The organism is Gemmobacter fulvus (assembly GCF_018798885.1).
GTDB lineage: Bacteria > Pseudomonadota > Alphaproteobacteria > Rhodobacterales > Rhodobacteraceae > Gemmobacter > Gemmobacter fulvus.
The window spans coordinates 2,335,842-2,356,284 of sequence record NZ_CP076361.1; the positions used below are offsets into that span (position 1 = coordinate 2,335,842).

Annotated in this window: 19 protein-coding genes; 12 read left to right on the plus strand and 7 right to left on the minus strand. The window is 65.6% G+C overall.

The genetic code is table 11. The annotated features are described in order from the left end of the window. Window positions 1–42 precede the first annotated feature (42 nt). Window positions 43–579 (plus strand): invasion associated locus B family protein, encoded by a 537-nt coding sequence (locus KM031_RS11220; RefSeq protein WP_215504818.1) that lies wholly within the window; start codon window positions 43–45, stop codon window positions 577–579. Between the two features lie 64 nt (window positions 580–643). Here KM031_RS11220 and KM031_RS11225 read toward each other — a convergent pair whose 3' ends face one another. From KM031_RS11225 to exbB, 3 genes are read right to left on the minus strand one after another with little or no spacing between them, the layout of a single operon-like run. Beyond that, window positions 644–1,444 carry a TonB family protein gene (locus KM031_RS11225; RefSeq protein ID WP_215504817.1) on the minus strand — a complete coding sequence of 267 codons (801 nt, stop codon included), beginning with the start codon at window positions 1,442–1,444 and terminating at the stop codon, window positions 644–646. Beyond that, the gene (gene exbD / locus KM031_RS11230) at window positions 1,441–1,863 is read right to left on the minus strand and encodes a TonB system transport protein ExbD (protein WP_215504816.1); all 423 of its coding nucleotides are present in this window, start codon (window positions 1,861–1,863) and stop codon (window positions 1,441–1,443) included. Before exbD ends, KM031_RS11225 begins: the two co-directional genes overlap by 4 nt. A 3-nt stretch (window positions 1,864–1,866) precedes the next feature. After that, window positions 1,867–2,766, minus strand: a complete 900-nt coding sequence (exbB, locus tag KM031_RS11235) for a tonB-system energizer ExbB (RefSeq protein ID WP_215504815.1) — start codon at window positions 2,764–2,766, stop codon at window positions 1,867–1,869. A 158-nt stretch (window positions 2,767–2,924) separates the two neighbouring features. Between exbB and rlmN the strand changes: the two genes are divergently transcribed. Both rlmN and KM031_RS11245 read left to right on the plus strand, forming a co-directional pair. Then, window positions 2,925–4,109, plus strand: a complete 1,185-nt coding sequence (gene rlmN / locus KM031_RS11240) for a dual-specificity RNA methyltransferase RlmN (RefSeq protein ID WP_215504814.1) — start codon at window positions 2,925–2,927, stop codon at window positions 4,107–4,109. Between the two features lie 77 nt (window positions 4,110–4,186). Then, on the plus strand, window positions 4,187–5,386 hold the full coding sequence (locus tag KM031_RS11245) for a winged helix-turn-helix domain-containing protein (protein WP_215504813.1): 1,200 nt from the start codon (window positions 4,187–4,189) through the stop codon (window positions 5,384–5,386). A gap of 19 nt (window positions 5,387–5,405) precedes the next feature. Here the strand turns inward: KM031_RS11245 and KM031_RS11250 are convergent, their stop codons facing one another. Beyond that, window positions 5,406–6,227 carry an LOG family protein gene (locus KM031_RS11250; RefSeq protein ID WP_215504812.1) on the minus strand — a complete coding sequence of 274 codons (822 nt, stop codon included), beginning with the start codon at window positions 6,225–6,227 and terminating at the stop codon, window positions 5,406–5,408. Between the two features lie 111 nt (window positions 6,228–6,338). On the opposite strand from KM031_RS11250, the gene dapD reads away from it, so the two are divergent. Together dapD and KM031_RS11260 are read left to right on the plus strand one after the other, a co-directional pair. Then, on the plus strand, window positions 6,339–7,166 hold the full coding sequence (gene dapD / locus KM031_RS11255; RefSeq protein ID WP_215504811.1) for a 2,3,4,5-tetrahydropyridine-2,6-dicarboxylate N-succinyltransferase: 828 nt from the start codon (window positions 6,339–6,341) through the stop codon (window positions 7,164–7,166). 334 nt (window positions 7,167–7,500) lie between these two features. After that, window positions 7,501–8,535 (plus strand): LacI family DNA-binding transcriptional regulator, encoded by a 1,035-nt coding sequence (locus KM031_RS11260; RefSeq protein ID WP_215504810.1) that lies wholly within the window; start codon window positions 7,501–7,503, stop codon window positions 8,533–8,535. A gap of 19 nt (window positions 8,536–8,554) precedes the next feature. Here the strand turns inward: KM031_RS11260 and KM031_RS11265 are convergent, their stop codons facing one another. Then, the gene (locus KM031_RS11265; protein WP_215504809.1) at window positions 8,555–9,061 is read right to left on the minus strand and encodes a peptidoglycan-binding protein; all 507 of its coding nucleotides are present in this window, start codon (window positions 9,059–9,061) and stop codon (window positions 8,555–8,557) included. Window positions 9,062–9,262: 201 nt separating this feature from the next. On the opposite strand from KM031_RS11265, the gene KM031_RS11270 reads away from it, so the two are divergent. Continuing rightward, a complete protein-coding gene (locus KM031_RS11270; protein WP_215504808.1) occupies window positions 9,263–10,240 on the plus strand; it encodes a calcium-binding protein in 978 nt (325 codons plus the stop codon). Window positions 10,241–10,393: 153 nt separating this feature from the next. After that, entirely contained in the window at window positions 10,394–12,727 is a 2,334-nt protein-coding gene (locus KM031_RS11275) for a DEAD/DEAH box helicase (RefSeq protein ID WP_215504807.1), read from the plus strand. A gap of 57 nt (window positions 12,728–12,784) precedes the next feature. On the opposite strand, the gene KM031_RS11280 is transcribed toward KM031_RS11275, so the two are convergent. Together KM031_RS11280 and KM031_RS11285 are read right to left on the minus strand one after the other, a co-directional pair. Continuing rightward, complete coding sequence (locus KM031_RS11280) at window positions 12,785–13,399, minus strand: enoyl-CoA hydratase/isomerase family protein (RefSeq protein WP_215504806.1); 615 nt, start codon at window positions 13,397–13,399, stop codon at window positions 12,785–12,787. Further along, window positions 13,396–14,139 carry an SDR family oxidoreductase gene (locus KM031_RS11285; RefSeq protein ID WP_215504805.1) on the minus strand — a complete coding sequence of 248 codons (744 nt, stop codon included), beginning with the start codon at window positions 14,137–14,139 and terminating at the stop codon, window positions 13,396–13,398. Before KM031_RS11285 ends, KM031_RS11280 begins: the two co-directional genes overlap by 4 nt. A gap of 125 nt (window positions 14,140–14,264) precedes the next feature. Here KM031_RS11285 and KM031_RS11290 point away from each other — a divergent pair, with 125 nt between their 5' ends. The 5 genes from KM031_RS11290 (at window position 14,265) to KM031_RS11315 (ending at window position 20,433) form a co-directional block, all read left to right on the plus strand. Next, window positions 14,265–15,770: a DUF2125 domain-containing protein gene (locus KM031_RS11290; protein WP_215504804.1), complete on the plus strand. Its 1,506-nt coding sequence runs from the start codon at window positions 14,265–14,267 to the stop codon at window positions 15,768–15,770. A gap of 69 nt (window positions 15,771–15,839) precedes the next feature. Beyond that, window positions 15,840–17,372, plus strand: a complete 1,533-nt coding sequence (locus KM031_RS11300; protein WP_307742824.1) for a M24 family metallopeptidase — start codon at window positions 15,840–15,842, stop codon at window positions 17,370–17,372. Window positions 17,373–17,428: 56 nt separating this feature from the next. Then, window positions 17,429–18,772, plus strand: coding sequence for a TldD/PmbA family protein (locus tag KM031_RS11305; protein ID WP_215504803.1), 1,344 nt, complete (start codon window positions 17,429–17,431; stop codon window positions 18,770–18,772). Continuing rightward, window positions 18,759–19,538 carry a 3'(2'),5'-bisphosphate nucleotidase CysQ gene (locus KM031_RS11310; protein WP_215504802.1) on the plus strand — a complete coding sequence of 260 codons (780 nt, stop codon included), beginning with the start codon at window positions 18,759–18,761 and terminating at the stop codon, window positions 19,536–19,538. Before KM031_RS11305 ends, KM031_RS11310 begins: the two co-directional genes overlap by 14 nt. Next, a complete protein-coding gene (locus KM031_RS11315; protein ID WP_215504801.1) occupies window positions 19,528–20,433 on the plus strand; it encodes a hypothetical protein in 906 nt (301 codons plus the stop codon). Before KM031_RS11310 ends, KM031_RS11315 begins: the two co-directional genes overlap by 11 nt. The last annotated feature ends 10 nt before the right edge of the window (window positions 20,434–20,443 follow it).

Consider the following 20,443-nt stretch of genomic DNA (forward strand, 5'->3'; position numbering starts at 1 on the left):
CGGCCGGGGGACAGAGGCAATCTCGGCTGGAGGCTGACGCATATGACATCCCTTCTCGCACGCACCTTGGGTGGGGCCGCGCTGGCATTTGCAGCGGCGACCACGGCAATGGCGCAGGAATCCACCAATCAGGTCGCGGTGATGACCGATTGGTCCGTGTTCAGCGAACCGAAGGACGGCACGCCGAAAGAATGCTGGGGCGTATCCAGCCCCAAGGAAACCGTGAACACCAAGGGTGGCAAGCCGGTTTCCGCACGGCGCGGCGACATCCTGCTGTTTGTGACCTTCCGCGCCGGTGGCGGCGGGCGTGGTGAAGTGTCGTTTACCGGCGGCTATCCTTTTGCGGGCGGCTCGACGGCGACGGTCGATATCGGCGGCACGCAGTTTGAACTGTTCACCGATGGTGAATTTGCCTGGACGGCCAATGCCGAACAGGATGCCGCGATCATGGCCGCGCTGAAAAAGGGCGCATCGGCAACGATTACGGCGCGGTCGGGCAAAGGCACGCAGACGCAGGATACCTTCTCGCTGCGCGGATTTACGGCAGCGATGGAAGACGCGGCAAAGCGCTGCGGCTGATTTCGGATCGCAGCACGGACAAAGGGCCGCCCGATGGGGCGGCCCTTTTGCATTGGGAAGGCCGTTATTGCAGGACGGTCGGCAGGGTGACTGTTTTGGCCTGACCATCGGGTGGGGCTGCGACAGCGCCTTTGCGCGACAGGTGCGCCACAACCTTGGCATCCAGTTCTGGATCCCCGCTGGAGCGTTTGAGCGATACGCTGGTAATCTGGCCGCTGCCGGTGATCTTCACCAACAGGGTTACGGTGACACCGCGGCCATGGAACGCCTTTCGGTGCATGTGTTTGGACAGCTGACCCTGTGCCTTGCGGATCCATTTTGCGTCGGCATTGGCCGACACCGCGCCTTTGGCGGTCGAGGGTGCCCCGGCTTTCGGCGTGGCCTTTTGCGGCTTCGGCTCTGCGGCGGCCTTTTTTGCCTTGGGTTTCGGCTCTGTCTTCGCCTTTGGCTTGGGTTCGGGTTTCACCTCGGGCTTTGGCGCGGGCTTCACCTCCGGTTTCGGTTCCGGTTTGACCTCGGGTTTCGGCTCTGGCGTGACCACCGGCTCCGGCTCGGGGATTGGCTCCGGTTCGGCCACCTCTTCCACCAGTTGTTCCGGCGGGGTTTCGGCGGGTTCTTCCACTTCGGGCGGCGGCGGTTCGGGCTTTTGCGGCAGGCTGGCCAGCATTTCGGCGGGGGGCAGGGCAGACAGGTCGATCAGCACCGCATCCTTCAACGCGTCATCCCGGCCATATTCCTGATCCAGCCACAGCGCCAGCGCGGTGGTTGCCGCCAGCATCAGCGCAACGAGGGCCGCCGAAAGGATCCACAGCAGCGGCTCCACAATGCGCCGCCCACGGGCGATATGGTCTGCCCAATCGGTCATGGTGCCGCCTCCAGCCCGACAAGGGCCACCTGGGTAAAGCCGCCATCGCGCAGCAGCGTCATCACATCCATCAGCGCCCCGTAAGACACGGTGGTATCGGCGCGCAGGAAGATGCGGGTGTCGGGTTTGTTGCCACTGGCGGCCAGCAAGCGGGCGGCCAGCGTCTCGCGCGCCACCACGCCATTGCCCAGCGACAGCGTGAGGTCGGGTTGCAGGCTGACGATGATCGGCTCGTCCGGGCGCTCGGTCGGCGGGGCGGCGGCATTGGGCAGGTTCACCGGCACATCGACCGTCGACAGCGGCGCGGCCACCATGAAGATGATCAGCAGCACCAGCATCACGTCGATAAACGGCGTCACGTTGATCTCATGCGCCTCGGCCATGTCGTCGTCGCTACTGCTCCGGATGCTGCCAGCCATGGCTCAGGCTCCTGTCACGGGGCGAAAGTCGATGTCGCGGCTCAGCAGGCGCAGCACGGCGGCAGAGGCATCGCCCAGCGACAGCCGATAGGCGGCGATGGCGCGGGTGAAATGGTTGTAGATCACCACCGCCGGGATCGCTGCCACCAGCCCGATCGCGGTGGCCAACAGCGCCTCGGCGATGCCCGGTGCCACCACGGCCAGATTGGTGGTCTTGGTTTCGGCAATGCCGATAAAGGCGTTCATGATGCCCCAGACCGTGCCGAACAGCCCGACAAACGGCGCGACCGACCCGACGGTGGCCAGCAGGCCGGTGCCCCGGCGGATGCGGGCCAGCGCCTGCGCTTCGATCTGTGCCACCAGCGACGCGGCGCGCTCTTTCACGCCTTCCGGCCCGGCGGGACCGATGGCGGCGTCGGAGCGGGTGTATTCCTCCAGCACGGCGCGCACCATGAACGAGGCCGGGTCGGCGCGCTGCGCGAGGCTCTGGGTGGCGGCGGCCAGACTGCCCGCCTGCCGCAACGTCGCCCCGGCCCGGCGGGCGCGGAGGCGGGCAAAGCCCAGTTCGATGGTTTTGAACAGCCAGACTGTCCAGGTCAGGAAGCTGGCGGCCAGAAGCGACAGCATCACCGCCTTCACCACCCAATGCGCCTGTTCATACATGCCCATGGGCGACAGGTCATGCGCTGCGGGCAGCGGCTGTTGCGCGGGGGGCACCATGGGCGCGGGGAGCACGGGCGCAGGCTGCGGCAGGGCGGTCGCGGGCGGGGTGGGGGCTGGTGTCAGCGGCTGTGCCGTGCCGGTGGGCGGCGCTGCCGGGGCATCGGGCGCGGTCTGCGCAACGGCGGCAGAGCTGAGCCCGATCAGGGCGGAAAGAAGCAGGGGGCGCAGCAGCAGAGCCATCAGGTATTCCGAGTGTTTTTCTATGATTCAAATTCTTATACGAAAATACTCGGGAATTTCCAGTCCCGTTGCGCCCTTCACGCGGATTTTCTCTGGCCCCCCTTTGGCAAAGCCCATGTTTTGCTGTATGAGCCGCGTTCAGCCAAGGAATCCGCGCCATGACCTCGCCTATCGCCGCCCCGATCACGCAAGACGTTCTGACCCTGCCGCGCAAGCTGCCCGAGGGCGGCAAGACCAATCTTGTCGGCCTGACGCGGGACCAGTTGCTGACCACGCTGATCGCGGCGGGCACACCGGAGCGGCAGGCCAAGATGCGGGTCGGGCAGGTGTGGCAATGGATCTACCATTGGGGCGTGCGCGACTTTGCGCGGATGACCAATCTCGCCAAGGACTATCGCGCGCTTCTGGCCGAAAACTTCGTGGTGGAGATCCCCGAAGTGGTCAGCCGACAGATTTCGTCCGATGGCACCCGCAAATATCTGGTGCGTATCGCGGGCGGGCATGAGGTTGAGGTTGTCTATATCCCGGAAACGGATCGCGGCACCCTGTGCATTTCCAGCCAGGTGGGCTGCACGCTGACCTGTTCGTTCTGCCATACCGGCACGCAGAAACTGGTGCGTAACCTGACAGCGGGCGAAATTGTCGGGCAGGTGATGCTGGCGCGGGATGATCTGGGCGAATGGCCGGTGCAGGGCGCGCCCAAGGTGGAAACGCGGCTGATTTCCAACATCGTGCTGATGGGCATGGGCGAGCCGCTGTATAATTTTGAAAATGTGCGCGACGCGATGAAAGTGGTGATGGATGGCGAGGGCATCGCCTTGGGTCGCCGCCGCATCACCCTGTCGACCTCGGGCGTTGTGCCGGAGATTGCCCGCACCGCGCAGGAAATCGGCTGCCTGCTGGCGGTCAGCTTCCACGCCACCACCGATGAGGTGCGCGACCAGCTGGTGCCGATCAACAAGCGCTGGAACATCGCGGCGCTGCTGGATGCGCTGCGCGACTATCCGGGCCTGTCGAATTCAGAGCGGATCACCTTTGAATATGTGATGCTGGCCGGGGTGAATGACAGCAACGAAGACGCCTACCGGCTGATCGAGCTGATCAAGGGTATTCCAGCCAAGATCAACCTGATCCCGTTCAACGAATGGCCCGGCGCACCCTACAAACGCTCGTCCGGCAACCGCATCCACACCTTTGCCGACATCATCCACAATGCGGGCTATGCCTCGCCGATCCGCACCCCGCGCGGCGAGGATATCATGGCGGCCTGCGGCCAGTTGAAATCCGCGACCGAACGCGCCCGCAAAAGCCGGGCGGCGATTGCGGCAGAGGCGGGACTGTAAGCGCCGCCGCCTGCTGGCGGGATCAAAAGGCGAACATCGTCGCTTGTCTGTGGAAAATCGCCTGCTAACATGCGGCGATGACATCCTTGCCGCATCTCTCCAATGCCGACGCCCGTGCGATCTTTCTGGATCGGCATGCGCTGGCCGAAGCGCCGACCGGGCCTGCCAGTGGCGCGGCGCTGGCGGCGCTGATCGACCGCATCGGCTTTGTGCAGGTGGACAGCATCAACACGGTGGCGCGCGCGCATCAGATGATTCTGTTTGCCCGCCGCCAGACCTATCGCCCGGCGGCGCTGGAGCGGCTGTTGCATCGCGACCGCGTGGTCTGGGAACATTGGACGCATGATGCCTCGATCCTGCCGGTAGGGCTGTTTCCACATTGGCGGCACCGCTTCGCGCGGGACCGGGAGCGGCTGGTGCAGCGCTGGACAGGCTGGCAGCGCGCCGGGTTTCACGAGAAGTTCGACGAGGTTCTGCAACGGATCTCCGATCATGGCCCGGTCACGTCGGCCGATGTGGGCGAGGGCGAGGCACGCGGATCGGGCGGCTGGTGGGATTGGCATCCCTCCAAGGCGGCGCTGGAATATCTGTGGCGGGTGGGAGAGCTGTCTGTCACCCGGCGCGAGGGGTTCCGCAAGGTCTATGACCTGACCGAACGGGTGATTCCGCAGGCCCTGCGCCAGACGGATCATGCCGCGGAAGACAGCCTTGCGGCGCTGTGCGATGGCGCGCTGGACCGGCTGGGTTTTGCCACCAGCGGCGAGATTGCGGCCTATTGGGCGGCGGTATCCCCCGAAGAGGCAAAGCTTTGGGTGGAGACCGGGTTGCGGCGCGGCACGCTGGCCGAGGTGATGGTGGCGGGGGCGGATGGCAGCCTGCGCAAACACATTGCCCGCCCGGAGACGCTTGCCGCCCCTGTGCCCGAGGTGACGCCGCGCCTGCGCATCCTGTCGCCCTTTGATCCAGCGCTGCGCGACCGCAAACGCGCCGAGCGGCTGTTCGGATTTTCTTACCGGATCGAGGTCTTTGTGCCCGAACCGCAGCGGACCTATGGCTATTATGTCTTTCCGATTCTGGAAGGCACGCGGCTGGTCGGGCGGATCGACGTGAAGGCGTTCCGGGACGCCGATGTGCTGCGGGTGCGGGCCGTCTGGCCCGAGGCGGGCGTGGCCTTCGGGCGTGGCCGCCAGCAAAAGCTGGCGACCGAGCTGGAGCGTCTGGCGCAATTCGCCGGATGTGCGGCTGTGGACTGGGCCGACGGGTGGTGGCGCGGCTGAGGGGCTGCGCGGTGCCGGATCAGCAGGGCTCCTCCCAGCTGTCGATCACCTCCAGCGCCTCGGCGGCGGTTTCGACAAAGCGGAACAGCGTCAGATCCTCGGGGCTGATGGTGCCCGCATCGGCCAGCGCCTGCCAGTTGATGATGGTTTCCCAGAACGCCCGCCCGAACAGCAGGAAGGGCACGCGCTTCATGCGCCCGGTCTGGATCAGGGTCAGGCTTTCAAACATTTCATCCAGCGTGCCAAAGCCGCCCGGAAAGATGCAGACGGCCCGCGCCCGCATCAGGAAGTGCATCTTGCGGATGGCGAAATAGTGGAAGTTGAAGCTGAGATCCGGCGTGACATAGGCATTGGGAGCCTGTTCATGCGGCAGCACGATGTTCAGGCCAATGGATTGCCCGCCCGCCTCATGCGCGCCGCGATTGCCCGCCTCCATCACGCCCGGCCCGCCGCCGGTGACAATGACATTTTCGCGGCCATAGCTTTCCATGCTGCGTTCGGTCATGGCGCGGGCGAACTGGCGCGCCTCGTCGTAATAGCGGCTCAACTCGGCCAGAGCCGGGGTTTTGGCGGTATCCTTGCGATCCGGGGCCGGGATGCGTGCGCCGCCGAACAGCACGATGGTCGATTTGATGCCGCGTTCATCCATCACCATCTGCGGCTTCAGCAGTTCAAGCTGCAAGCGCACTGGGCGCAATTCCTCGCGGGTCATGAAGTCGGGATCGGCAAAGGCCAGCCGGTAGGCGGGCGCGCGGGTCTGCGGCGTATCGGGGATGCGATGGGAGGCCGCCACATCCTGCGTGCTGTCACGGAACGGGTGGCTGCGGCTGTCGTCGGTCATTCTGGCATCCTTGAGACGAAAACGGGGAGACGGAAACGGGCAATTGCTTGGTCGGGGACCAGCGACTATAGGCTAAGGCGCAAAGTGACCATTGGGAAGGGAGCGCGCCGCATGAGCAATGCCGCATTGGAAGCCGCCATCGAAACCGCCTGGGAGGCGCGCGACAGCATCAGCCCGGCCACCAAGGGCGAGACCCGCGACGCCGTAGAGGCAACGCTGGAGGCGCTGGGCGCAGGCACGCTGCGCGTGGCCGAGAAAAGCGGCAATGCCGATTGGCATGTCAACCAATGGGCCAAGAAGGCCGTGCTGCTGGGCTTCCGTCTGCAAGACATGGGTCTGCAATCGGGCGGGCCGCAGGGCAGCAGCTGGTGGGACAAGGTGGACAGCAAGTTTACCGGCTGGGGCGAGGCTGAATTCAGGGCCGCAGGCTTCCGTGCCGTGCCCAATTGCATCGTGCGCAAATCGGCGCATATCGCCAAGGGCGTGGTGCTGATGCCCAGCTTCGTGAACCTCGGCGCTTTTGTCGATGAGGGCACCATGGTCGATACCTGGGCCACCGTCGGGTCCTGCGCGCAGATCGGCAAGAACGTGCACCTGTCGGGCGGTGTCGGCATCGGCGGCGTGCTGGAGCCGATGCAGGCCGGTCCGACCATCATCGAGGACAACTGCTTTATCGGCGCGCGGTCCGAAGTTGTCGAAGGCTGCATCGTGCGCGAAGGCTCGGTTCTGGGCATGGGCGTGTTCATCGGCAAATCCACCAAGATCGTCGACCGCGAAACCGGCACCGTGACCTATGGCGAGGTTCCGGCAGGATCGGTTGTGGTGGCAGGGTCCATGCCGTCGAAAAACGGCATCAACCTCTATTGCGCGGTGATCGTGAAAAAGGTGGATGCGCAGACGCGGTCCAAGACCTCGATCAACGAACTGCTGCGCGACTGAGGCGCCCAAAGTTTGAGACGACAAAAAGGGCGCACGCAGGTGCGCCCTTTTTCAAACCCTGTGCCGGTCACGCGCCATGGCGGCGTGTCGTGGGGCGGTCGCACAAGGGGAGCAGAACAAGGCGAAAGGGGGAGCAAAAATTGGCCCATCGCTCCCCCCTTCGGTCCGTCACGCCAGATGAGAGCTTGCGGGCGTGCAGGATCTGGTCAATCGCACCCGGGGCGCGTATTGTCTTATATCATGTTAGCGGTAACACTATCGCAAGATCAGCCCTTGGACAAGTGCTTCCTTTGGCGCTAACAATGGGAAAACATCGCCCGGAGGGTATTCGCCCGTGTCAAAACCGCCTGTCGTCGATCCGCGCCGCACTCTGACGCTTCGTGATGTCTCCGAGGCGTCCGGCGTCAGCGAGATGACGGTCAGCCGTGTCTTGCGCAACCGGGGTGATGTGTCGGACAGCACGCGGGAACGGGTGCTGGAGGCGGCACGCAACCTTGGCTATGTGCCCAACAAGATCGCGGGTGCGCTGGCCTCGCAGCGGGTCAATCTGGTGGCGGTCATCATCCCGTCGATGTCGAACATGGTCTTCCCCGAAGTGATGATGGGCATTTCCGACACGCTGGAGGATACCGGCCTGCAACCCGTGGTCGGCATTACCAATTATTCGCCCGACCGCGAAGAAAGCGTGCTGTATGAAATGCTCAGCTGGCGCCCCTCGGGGGTGATCATCGCCGGGCTGGAACATACGCCCGCCGCGCGGGCGATGCTGGAAAGCGCCGGGATCCCGATTGTCGAGATCATGGACGTGGACGGCGATCCGGTCGACAGCGCGGTCGGCATCTCGCATCGCCGCGCCGGTCGGCAGATGGCCGAGGCGATTGTCGCCGCAGGCTATCGCCGGATCGGATTTCTGGGCACTAAGATGCCAGAGGATCACCGGGCGCGCAAACGGCTGGAAGGCTTCCGCGATGGGCTGGCCAAGGCGGGCATCAGCCTAGCGGATGAAGAATTCTATGCGGGCGGTTCGGCGCTTCTGAAAGGGCGCGAGATGACCGAGGCGATTCTGGCGCGCACGCCGGATCTCGATTTTCTCTATTTCTCGAATGATATGATCGGCGCGGGGGGCCTGCTGTATTGTCTGGCGCAAGGCATCGACGTGCCGGGGCGGCTGGGGCTTGCCGGGTTCAACGGTGTGGAATTGCTGGACGGCTTGCCGCGCAAGCTGGCCACGATGGACGCCTGCCGCCGCGAGATCGGCATTCACGCGGCAGAGATCATCGCAGGCAAACGCCCCTCGGGTATTGTCGGGGGCGAGGTGATCGAGCTGTCGCCGACGCTCCAACCGGGCGACACCATCCGCAAGGGATGAGATCGCCCGGCAGCCCGGATCAGTAGATCATGCCGTCGAACAGGCCATAGACACCGGCGGAACTGCCCAGCTTGCGGCTGTTGCCGCTGTCATTGGCATAGGCCACGATGGCATTGTAGGTGCCCGGCCCGAACGACCCGTCGATGCCGCTGCGGTAATAGCCATAGGCGGCCAGACGTTGCTGGATGCGTTTGCGGTCGGTGTAGCCGTAGGAATTGAAGGCCTGCGCAACCGGGGTTGCATAGATGCTGTTGCGATAGGTCGGCTGCGGCGCGGGGCGATAGACCGGCGCCGGGGCGACATAATTGTAGACCGGCTGCTGCGTATAGTAGCGCGGTTTCTGATTGCGGCGCACATCGTCCAGAACCCGGTCGACCACCATTGCGGCGGCGACGCCTTTCAGAAAGTTGCGTTCATTCTTGCCAAGCGCCTGTGCGGGGGCGACGGCAGAAAGGCTCAGGGCGGCGGCCAAGGCGCCGGTCAGCGCGAGTTTGGTTGCTTTTGCGGTCAGGACAGCGGGCAGCATGTCGTTTCCTTTCAGATCGTGGTTTCGTTGATCCAACAGATGCGCTTTTGCCGGGTGATAGGCAAAATCGCAGGGCTTGTTATCGGATAACACCCGGGCCGGGCGGTTGGTTTCATCCCTGTTCTGCCCCCGCAAAGGCTTGACGCGCCTGCGCCGCCCTTGCAGGGTCGCCACAGATTTTGAACGGGTGGAGTGGTAGCGATGGCCCTTGTGATGCAATCCGGCGCGGACGGATTTGATTTCAGCATGTTGCGCGAGGTGCCGCAGAGGGTGGTCAATGCCGGGCCGGTCTCCTTTCCCTTTGATCTGGTGGATGTCGAAATCTTCGGCGAATCCTACAGCCTCGACTTCCCGGATCTTGATGCGAACTCCGGTCTGGCGGCGCTGCTGCGCGATGGCCGTGCGCTGGGGGTGATGGGCGATGACATCCGCTTTGCAGGCAATGGCCTGTTGCAAAGCGGCACGGCCACTCTGCTGCTCGGCTTTGAGGATGAAGAGCCGGAATTCATGCTCGCCGGGGTGAGCGTGGAGGTGAGCCGTCTGATTGCCGTTGGCCGGACGGCGACGACGCAGGACGATTCGGCGCTGCTGGCCGAGCTGCTGCGCGGTGATGATGTGATGTTGGGTAACGACGATTACGCCACCGACGATGTGCTGAACGGGCGGGGCGGCCGCGACGTGCTGGGGGGATATGCGGGCGATGACCGGCTGGCTGGCGGGCGGGGCGATGATGTTCTGCTTGGCGGCGCTGGCCGCGATACGCTGGAGGGCGGGGCCGGGCAGGACATTCTACTGGCCGATGCCGGGAATGACATCCTGCGCGGCGGTTTTGGTAATGACGTGCTGGCAGCCTTGATGGGCGCGCATGGCCTGACCGGCGGCAAGGGCCGCGACATCTTTGGCTTTGGCGCTGGCAGCATTGGCAGCGTGATCCGCGATTTTCGCGATGGCACCGACCGGATTGCCTTTGACATCGAAGGGCTGACCTTTGCCGACCTGCGCATCACCCAGCTTGGCCCCGATGTGGTGCGCGTGGCGGGTGATGGCTTTGCGTTTCGGGTGGCGGGGCTGCGCGTGGAGGATCTGGGGCGCGCGGATTTTCTGTTTGGGACGGCGGCCCAGGACAGCGTGGCAGCCAGCTTGGATGCGTTTCTGGATGGTTGGGCCTATTCCGTCTGATCGCAGATCTGCCCTATACAGTTTGGCGCAGATGCTCTATGCGCTGCACCGAGGCTCCTATGATTCCGGGGCGATCCTGCATTGGGAGGCAGGATTGCGAGGGGGATGGCAGGGCCGTTAACGGGCTCTGAACCGCCCCTTCAAGGTAATGAAATGACCGATCTCGATATTGCGGCGCCGCTTGCAGCGGCCCTCGCCGCCAAGGGCTATGAATCCCTTACCCCCGTGCAAACCGCCGTTCTGGCCCCCGAAGTTGCCGGGCGCGATGTGCTGGTTTCGGCGCAGACCGGCTCGGGCAAGACGGTGGCCTTTGGCATCGCCATGGCCCCCGAAGTGCTGGCCGGTGCCGACCGTCTGCTGTTCGCCGATGTGCCGCTGGCGCTGATCATCGCGCCGACGCGCGAACTGGCGCAGCAGGTTGCGCGCGAGCTGACCTGGCTTTACGCCGAAACCGGGGCGCAGATTGCGACCTGTGTGGGCGGCATGGATTACCGCACCGAAAAGCGCACGCTGGATCGGGGCGCGCATATCGTTGTCGGCACGCCCGGCCGTCTGCGCGACCATATCGAACGCGGCAGCCTCGATCTGTCCAACCTCAAGGCCGCCGTGCTGGACGAGGCGGATGAGATGCTTGACCTTGGGTTCCGTGAGGATCTGGAATTCATCCTGCAATCCGCGCCGGACACCCGCCGCACTATGATGTTTTCGGCCACCGTGCCGAAGGCGATTGCCGAACTCGCCAAGGATTTCCAGCGCGATGCGCTGCGTCTGCAAACGGCGGGCGAGGCCAAGCAGCATGTCGATATCGAATACCGCGCACTGAACGTCTCGGCGCGCGACAAGGAACACGCGATCTTCAACATGCTGCGCTATTACGAAGCGCGCACGGCGATCGTGTTCTGCAAGACCCGCATGGCGGTGAATCACCTGCTGGCCCGCATGGGCAACCGCGGGTTTCAGGTTGTCGCCCTGTCGGGGGAACTGAGCCAGACCGAGCGGATGCACGCGCTGCAAGCGCTGCGTGATGGCCGGGCGCGCGTGTGTATCGCCACCGACGTGGCGGCACGTGGCATCGACCTTCCGGGGTTGGAACTGGTGATCCATGCCGACCTGCCGACCAACAGCGAAACCCTGCTGCACCGTTCGGGCCGCACCGGGCGCGCGGGTCAGAAAGGCGTCTCGGCGCTGATCGTGGCCCCGGCGGAGTTCCGCAAGGCGCAGCGCCTGCTGCAAGGTGCCAAGGTCGTTGCCGAATGGGCCAAGGCTCCCTCGGCGGATGAGGTTCAGGAACGCGATGACGCGCGCCTGCTGGAACATCCGTCGCTGCTGGAAGCACCGGGCGACGAGATGACGCTGGCGCAGACGCTGATCGAGCGGTTCAGCCCGGAACATATCGCCGCCGCCTTTGTGCGCCTGTGGCGCGAAGGCCGCTCGGCGCCGGAAGTGCTGCAAGACATGGCGACGCCGGGCCAGCCCGCTGCGCCGCGCGAACGTGGCGAGTTTGGCGAAAGCGTGTGGTTCACCTTGTCGGTCGGCCATTCGGGCCGCGCCGAAGCGCGCTGGCTGCTGCCGAAGCTCTGCGATGCAGTGGGGATCACCAAGACCGAAATCGGTGCCATCCGCGTGCAGACCGATGAAACCTTCGTGCAGATCGCCAAATCGGTGGCCGGCAAGTTCGGTGCCGCGATGGAGATCGAAGAGGGCGTTTCGATGCGCCGCCTTGACGGCGAGCCGACGTTGGAGCGCCCCGAGCGCGCACCTGCCCGCAAGCCCGCCGCGCGCGACCGCTCTGACCGGCCCGCCTATGCGCCGAAGCCCTCGCGCTTTGTCGAGGATGGCGAAGAGGCCGCGCCGCGCAAGCCCTATGCCAAGCGCGAAGACAGCGCCCCGCGCCCCTATGTCAAGCGCGAGGAAGGCGACCGCAAACCTTATACCCCGCGTGAGGATGGCGAGCGCAAGCCCTATGCCAAACGCGAGGACAGCGAGCGCAAGCCGTTCGTGAAACGCGAGGACGGCGACCGCAAACCCTGGGCCCCGCGCAACGACGGCCCGAAACCGGCCTATGCACCGCGCGATGATGCGGCCCCGCGCAAACCCTATGCCAAGCGTGAAGACGGCGACCGCAAGCCCTATGCCAAGCGGGACGATGCCGACCGCAAACCCTATGCCCCGCGCGAAGAGGGGGCAAAGCGCCCCTATGCGCCGCGTGCGGCGGCTGACGGTGCCGCCTCGGCAGACCGCAAACCGCGCTGGAAAGAGGGCGACAAACCGGCTGGCGACAAGCCGTTCGGTGCCAAGGCTCCGCGCTCGGCAGGGTTCAAGACGCATGGCGGTGCCGAGGGCAAACCGGCACGCGCCGCAGGGTTCAAATCGCATTCCAGCGAGGGCAAGAGCTTTGGCAAACCCGGTGCCAAGGCAAAACCCGCCCCGGCCCCGCGCGACGCCAAGGATACGTCGAAGCGCTTTGTGCCGCCGAAAAAGAAATGATGCCATTGCGGCAGATCTGATGAAAAGGGGGCCTCGCGGCCCCCTTTTTCGTCGCTGTCAGGGGATCAGTGCCTTGATGCCCGCCACATGTGTTGCCGTGGCGCCCTGGGCATCGGCGGCAAGGGCGGCCACCTCGGCCATCAGCGCCTCGGGCGGCACAATCCGGTCGACCAGCCCCCAGTTCAGCGCCTCTTCCATGCTGGCCTTGACCCCGGCCATCAGGATCATCTTGGCGCGGGCGGGGCCGATCAGCGCCGCAAGCCGCGTAGGATCCGAGGGTTGCGGCAGGAAACCCAGTTTCATCACCGGATAGAACACCTTCGCGCCCGGCACTGCCAGCCGCAGATCACAGGCCAGCGCCATGCCCATCGCGCCCCCGGCCAGCGTGCCGTTCAAGGCGGCGATGGTCAGGCAGGGCAGGGCGGCAATACGGCCCGACAGCCGCTCCCACACGCTGTCGGTGGCCAGACCGGCGCGGGCCTCGTCCAGATCGGCCCCGGCGGAAAACACCCTGCCCGCCCCGGTCAGCACCAGCACGCGCGCGCCTTCGCGGGCGGCGCGCAGGGCGATGGCGTCCAGCGCCTCCAGCATGTCCTTGGTCAGCGAATTCGCCTTGTCGGGCCGGTTCAGCGTTACGGTCCACAGGCCGCCGTCAATCGTCAGGTCAATCATGCAATCAGCCCCACCTGTCTGCGGATGTTGTCATCGCGCAAGGATACCTCTTGCCCGCGCAGGGCATCGCCTGCCGGGCCGCACATCCACAGCAGCGTGCGCGCGGCCCAGTCGGCGGGAATATGCGCCGAAGGGTCCAGCGCGCTGACCGCATTCACCCCCGAGGCCTTGATCCGCACCTGCATGTCGGTGGCGACAGTGCCGGGCGACAGGCCCATGATGCGCAGCGTCGCGCCCTCTTCCAGATGCGCGGCCTTGGTCAGCATGGCGGCCCCCGCCTTGCTGGCGCAATAGGCGGCCCACCCTTCCAGCGGGCGATGCGCCGCACCTGACGAAATCGTGATGATCGTGCCAGACCTCTGCGCCTTCATCACCGGAAGCGCGGCGCGCATGCCATGAAAGACGCCATTCAGGTTGATCTGCATGGTGCGGGCCCAATCCTCTGGCGCGATGCTGTCGATCCGCGCAATCGGCTCGATCACGCCGGCATTGTTGATCAGCACGTCCAGACGCCCGAACCGGGCCACAACCGCGTCAATCGCCGCCTGAACCTGCCCCGCATCGGCCACGTCGCAGGCCAGCGCGATGGCCGTGCCCGGCAGCTCTGCCGCCAGCCGTGCGGTGCTGGCCTGATCGCGTGCCAGCAGTGCAACCTGTGCGCCCGCCTCGGCAAAAACCCGCGCGGCCGCCGCCCCGATGCCCCGGTTTGCGCCGGTAATCGCCACTACCCTGCCTTGCATCCTGCCTCCATCTTCCATCCGCCCCGCAAGCTTGTTACCTCATGCGCAGCCGCTTCGGAAACCCTTGACCGGCCCGAGGCGCTCTAGGATGCTAATGTATCATTTGAAAGCAGGAAGGCTTCGTTATGACCCAGTGGAAATTCATGTGCTCCACCGCATTGGTGGCCCTTGTGGCCGCAAACGCCGCACTTGCAGACGTGACGCCGGATGAAGTCTGGGAAAACTGGAAAACGCTCAGCACCTCCTATGGCCAGACGATCACCACGCAAAGCGAAGTGACGGATGGTGATGCGCTGATCATTTCGGGACTGGAGATCAAATCGTCGCAGGACGGGGCCGAGGCGTCGATCACTGTCGAAGAGCTGACCTTCACCGACAATGGCGATGGCTCTGTCGATGTCACGATGAGCGACAGCTATCCGATGACGATCCGCGCCGATGGCATTGACGGTAAGCCCGATGTGGTCACGACGCTGACTATCAGCCACCCGGAGCTGGTGATCACCGCCTCGGGCAGCGCCGCAGAAACCCGATATGATTTTGAAGGCCCGACGCTGGCCGTCAAGCTGGATGGGGTCGAGGGCACCGACGCCCCGACCGACATGAAGGTCGACGTGACCGTGACCGATCTGGCCGGGAACTACATCGTCACTGGCGATGAGGCCAAGGCGATCAGCAGCAACATGACCGCAGCGGCGCTGGCCATGGTGATTGCAGGCACCGACCCCGAGGATGGCAGCAAGATCAGCGCCAATTTCAGCCTTGCCGATCTGGCGGGCACCGCCAGCGGCAAGACCGTGGCCGACATGACCGATCTTGCCGCCGCGCTGAAGGCAGGCTTCGGGTCGGAAGGCAGCTTTACCTATGGCGCCACCAGCTATGACATGACGGTGAACGAGCCCGCAGGCGAAACCAAGGTCACCGGCGGTGCGGCAGGGGGCGACCTGAACTTTGTGATGGACGCGGCCCGCCTTGGCTATGGTGGCGGCGCGAAAGACGTGACGGTCAGCATTTCCGGGGCGCAGATCCCGTTCCCGCAGGTCAATCTGGCCTATAAGGAAGGCGCGTTCAACTTTGTGATGCCGGTCTCCAAGGGCGATGCACCGTCGGATTTCGCGCTGATGACGAAACTGGTCGATCTGACTATTTCGGATGAGATCTGGGCGATGTTCGATCCGACCAACCAGTTGCCGCGCGATCCGATGACGCTGGTTCTGGATACCAAGGGTACGGCCAAGCTGAATGTCGACCTGATGGATCAGAAGGCGATGGAAGCCCTGGGCGAAGGCATGCCGGGCGAGCTGAACTCGCTGGATCTGACGGCGCTGCAACTGAAGATGGCAGGCGCCGAAGTGACCGGCACCGGCGCGCTGACCTTCGACAACACCGATCTGGTCACCTTTGGCGGTGTGCCCGCCCCGACCGGCAAGGTGGAGTTGAAGGCCGTGGGCGTGAATGGCCTGCTCGACAAGCTGATGGCGATGGGTCTGGTGCCCGAAGATCAGATGATGGGCGCGCGCATGATGCTGGGCATGTTTGCCAAGGTCGTGGAAGGCCAGCCCGATACCATGACCTCCACGCTGGAGTTCAAGGACAAGGGCTTCTTCGCCAATGGCATGCAGCTGCAATAAGCGGCACTGACCTGCACAATCAGGCCGCCCGCGCCCCGTGCCGGGCGGCCTTTCTTTTGGGATGACACCATGGATTATGCCGCCGTTTTTGCCGATCTGCACCGCGCCGCCGAAGCCCTTGGCGGTGCGAGGCTGTTCACCGTCACGGTGCAGGACAACCGCGCCGGGCTGGCACGGCGGGCCTATACCTCGCATCCGGTGGAATATCCCACATCCGTCGCCAAACCCTTGCAGCAGGATGCGTGGAGTCGGCAGGTGCTGGTCGAAGGGCGGACCTTCGTGGCCAATACCACCCCGGAATTCGCGGTGCATTTCTTTGACCACGCGCAGATCAACGCGCTCGGCTGCGAGTCGGCGGTCAATATCCCGCTGATCGCGGCGGGCGAGGTGCTGGGCACCATCAATATTCTGGATGTGGAACACCATTTCACCCCCGCCCGCGTCGCAGCGCTTGAGACGCTGATTGCCGCACGGGCCGGGGATCTGGCGGCGGCGATGCGGGCGGTGCCGATGGGCGCGGGCGCGTTCGAGGCGCGTCTGGCCCGGCTGCGGGTGCGCATGGTCGAGGCCGGGGTGGATCTGGTGGCGCTGGCCCCCGGGGCGCATCTGCGCTGGCTGACCGGGTTTTCCCCCTTTGCCGATGAACGGCCCTGTCTGGCGCTGGTGGGGCATCGTGGCGCAGGCTTTCTGATGCCGGTGCTGAATGCCGATGACGTGCGTCAGCACAGCGACTGGCCGTTCTGGACCTGGGCCGATGATGCCGGACCGGCGGATGCACTGGCCGAGGCGATTGCGGCGCTGGGGCCGGTGGCGGCGGTCAGTCTGGACGAGGCGATGCGCGCCGATCATGCGCTGTTGCTGCTGGAGGCCCTGCCGGGCGCGCGGCGCAGCTTTGCCGCCGAAACCGTCGGGCATCTGCGCCTGTGCAAGGATGCGACCGAGATTGCGGCGCTGCGTGAAAACGCCCGGATTGCCGATCTGGCACAAGCGGCCCTGCGCGCGGCCATCCGCCCCGGTGTGACGGAACGCGCGGTGGCCGATGCGGCCCGCGCCGCCTTTCGCGCCGAAGGGGCGGTGCCGGAGTTCACCATCATCGGCACCGGTACCAATGGCGCCTTTCCGCATCACCACACCGGTGAGACGGTGCTGGCCCATGGTGATGCCATCGTCTGTGACATCGGGGCGAAGAAAGACGGCTATTATTCCGACATCACCCGCATGGCCTGCTGTGGTGCCCTGCCCGAAGGTTATGCCGAAGTGCATGCCGTGGTGAATGCCGCTGTTGAGGCGGCGCTGGCCGCCATCCGCCCCGGCATCCGTGCGCGCGACGTGGATGCCGCCGCGCGCGCCGTGATCACCGCCGCAGGCTATGGCGACTATTTCACCCATCGCACCGGCCATGGCGTTGGGCAGGAAATCCACGAACCGCCCTATATCACCGGCGTCTCCGACGTGATCCTTGCCCCGGGCATGGTGTTCACCGTCGAGCCGGGCATCTATCTGCCGGGCCGGTTCGGCATCCGGCTGGAGGAAATCGCGGTGGTGACCGAGACTGGCTGCGAGATCTTGTCCACGCTGTCACGCGCGGTTCATGTGGCGTGACGCTTGCCTAACGCCGCGCGCCTGATTACCTCGGCAGCACGCCACAAGGAATTGCCATGACCGATCGCCTGCACAGCCTGACCGAAGCCCTGCTTGATGCCGCCCGCCGCGCCGGGGCCACTGCCGCCGATGCGCTGGCGGTCGAGGGCACGTCGCTGTCCATCGACATCCGGCAGGGAGCCCTGGAACAGGCCGAACGTTCAGAAGGCATCGAGATGGGGCTGCGGGTGCTGATCGGCGGGCGGCAGGCCTGTGTGTCGGTCTCTGACATTTCGGCGCGCACGATTGTCGATGTGGCCGAACGCGCCGTGGCCATGGCCCGCGAAGCGCCGGAAGACCCCTATGCCGGGCTGGCCGACCCGGATCAGATCGCGCGCAGCTGGGATCTGGCGGCGCTGGAGCTGACCGACCCGGCGGCGGAACCCTCAGCCAAGGCGCTGGAACAGGACGCCCGCACCGCCGAGGCCGCCGCGATGGCGGTGGCCGGAATCCGGCAGGTCGAGGCTTCGGCGGGCTATTCGCAGCGCCGCATGTTCCTTGCGGCCTCCAACGGCTTTGCAGGCGGCTATGCCCGCAGTTCGCGCTCTGTCTCGGCAGTGGCGTTTACCGGCGAAGGCACCGGCATGGAGCGTGACTGGGCAGGCGAGGCGCGGATCTGGCAGGCCGACATGCCGGGCGCCGACAGCATCGGCGCGCTGGCGGCGGAACGGGCGCTGGCCCGCGCCGGGGCCCGCAAACCGGCGACGGGCACGTTTCCGGTGCTGTTTGACGAACGCATCGCCAATTCGCTGATCGGGCATCTGTTGTCGGCGATCAACGGGGCGTCGGTGGCGCGCGGCTCCAGCTGGTTGCGCGATGCGTTGGGTCAGCAGGTCTTGCCCAAGGGCCTGTCGGTGATTGAGGATCCGCTGCGCCCGCGCATTTCCGGCACGCGCCCCTTTGACGCCGAAGGCCTGCCGACACAGCGGCGGGTGCTGGTGGAAAACGGCATCCTGACCGGCTGGACGCTGGACCTTGCGACCGGGCGCAAGCTGGGCATGGCCAGCACCGCCAATGCGGCGCGTGGCACCTCGTCCACGCCGTCGCCCGCCACGTCGAACATCGACCTCAGCCCCGGCACCGCCACGCGCAAGCAGCTGATCGGGCAGATGGGCACCGGGCTGCTGGTTACTTCGCTGATCGGGTCGTCGATCAACCCGACCACGGGCGATTATTCGCGCGGGGCCAGCGGCTTCTGGGTGGAGGATGGCGAAATCACCTATCCGGTCAATGAATGCACCATCGCGGGAAATCTGCGCGACATGCTGCTGTCGATGATCGCCGCGAATGACGCACGGGCGCATCTGTCGACCCGGGTGCCCAGCCTGCTGGTGGAAGGCATGACGCTTGCCGGCGCCTGATCTCGCCCTGTTGACCGAAGCGGCGCGGGGCGCGGGGCGGATTGCCCTGCGCTACTGGAAGCAGTCGCCACATGTCTGGGAAAAGCCGGGGCAGGGGCCGGTGACCGAGGCGGATCTTGCGGTGAATGACTACCTGCGTGGCCTTCTGCGCCCGGCGCGGCCCGATTACGGCTGGCTGTCGGAAGAGGATGCGGACGGGCCGGAGCGGCTTGGCGCGGAGCGGGTGTTCATCCTGGATCCGATTGACGGCACCCGCGCGTTCATCGCCGGGGAAGAAACCTTTGCCCACTCGCTTGCGGTGGCAGAACGGGGGCGGGTGGTGGCCGGGGTGGTCTATCTGCCCGCGCTGGACCGGCTTTATACCGCCACGGCGCATGGGCCCGCGCTGAAGGATGGACAGCCGATTGCCGCCAGCCATCGCGCCGGGATCGACGGGGCAACGCTGCTGACCACGCATCCGAACCTTGCGCCGGAACATTGGCCGGGCGGGGTGCCAGAGGTGAAGCGCAGCTTCCGCGCCTCGCTGGCGTATCGGCTGTGTCTGGTGGCCGAGGGGCGGCATGACGGGATGCTGACACTGCGCGATGCCTGGGAGTGGGATATTGCGGCGGGCAGTCTGATTGCCAGCCGCGCCGGGGCGGTGGTGACGGATCGCCTGAATGGCGGGTTGCAGTTCAACACGGCGCATCCGCAGGCCCGGGGCGTGATCGCGGCGGCCCCGGGGCTGCATGGCGCGCTGATCGGGCGGCTGGGCCTTGGCGCGTGATCGCTGCCTCAACCTCTATCTGCCCGCGCATCTGCGGGCGGATCATCGGGCCGGAAAGACCAATATCCTCAGCCGTCTGAGCGCAGCCCTGCCCGATTGGCAGCTGATCGACCGCGACGAGGCCGAGGGCGTGGCCCCGCCGCATGGTGGCTTTGCGCTGACCCATATGCAGGAGCCGCTGGGGCCGGACACGCTTTGCCTGCGCCGCGCCTATTATTACCCGTTCTGGCGGATCGAGCCGACCAATGCCCGCTGGGATTTTGCCGTGGCGCGGGCGAAACCGGCATTGGCGGCAGTGCCGCCCGGCCCGGCGCGGGCGTTCCATCGGCGGATGCAGGCGCGCATTTTCGGGCAGGCTGACCCTGCGCTGACCCCGCAGGACTTTGTCTTCATGCCGTTGCAGGGCCGGTTGCTGCAGCATCGCACATTTCAGAGCATGTCACCGCTGGCGATGATCCGGGTGACGCTGGCCCAGATGCCGGAGCTGGAGATTCGCGCCACACTGCATCCGCGCGAAAGCTACAGTGCCGAAGAGCGTGCGGCGCTGGCCGAGGTGGCGGCGGCAGAGCCGCGCTTCCGGCTGGTGGAGGCTGCGGCCACCGACCTGATCCGCAGCTGCGCCTTTGTGGTGTGCCAGAATTCTTCGGTTGCCTTGCAGGCGATGATCGCAGGCAAGGGCGCGGTGCTGTTTGCCGGGATCGACTTTCACCACCTTGCCGGATCGGTGCCGCGCGACGGGCTGGCAGCTGCCTTTGCCAAGGGGCAGCAGCCCCCGGCGCAGATGGCCAGTTACCTGTGGTGGTTTTTCCGCGAACAGGCCATCGACGCACAGCGCCCCGAGGCCGAGGCCGACATCCGGCGCATCCTTGCGGCGCAGGGCTGGCCGGTCACATGAAAAAGGCGGC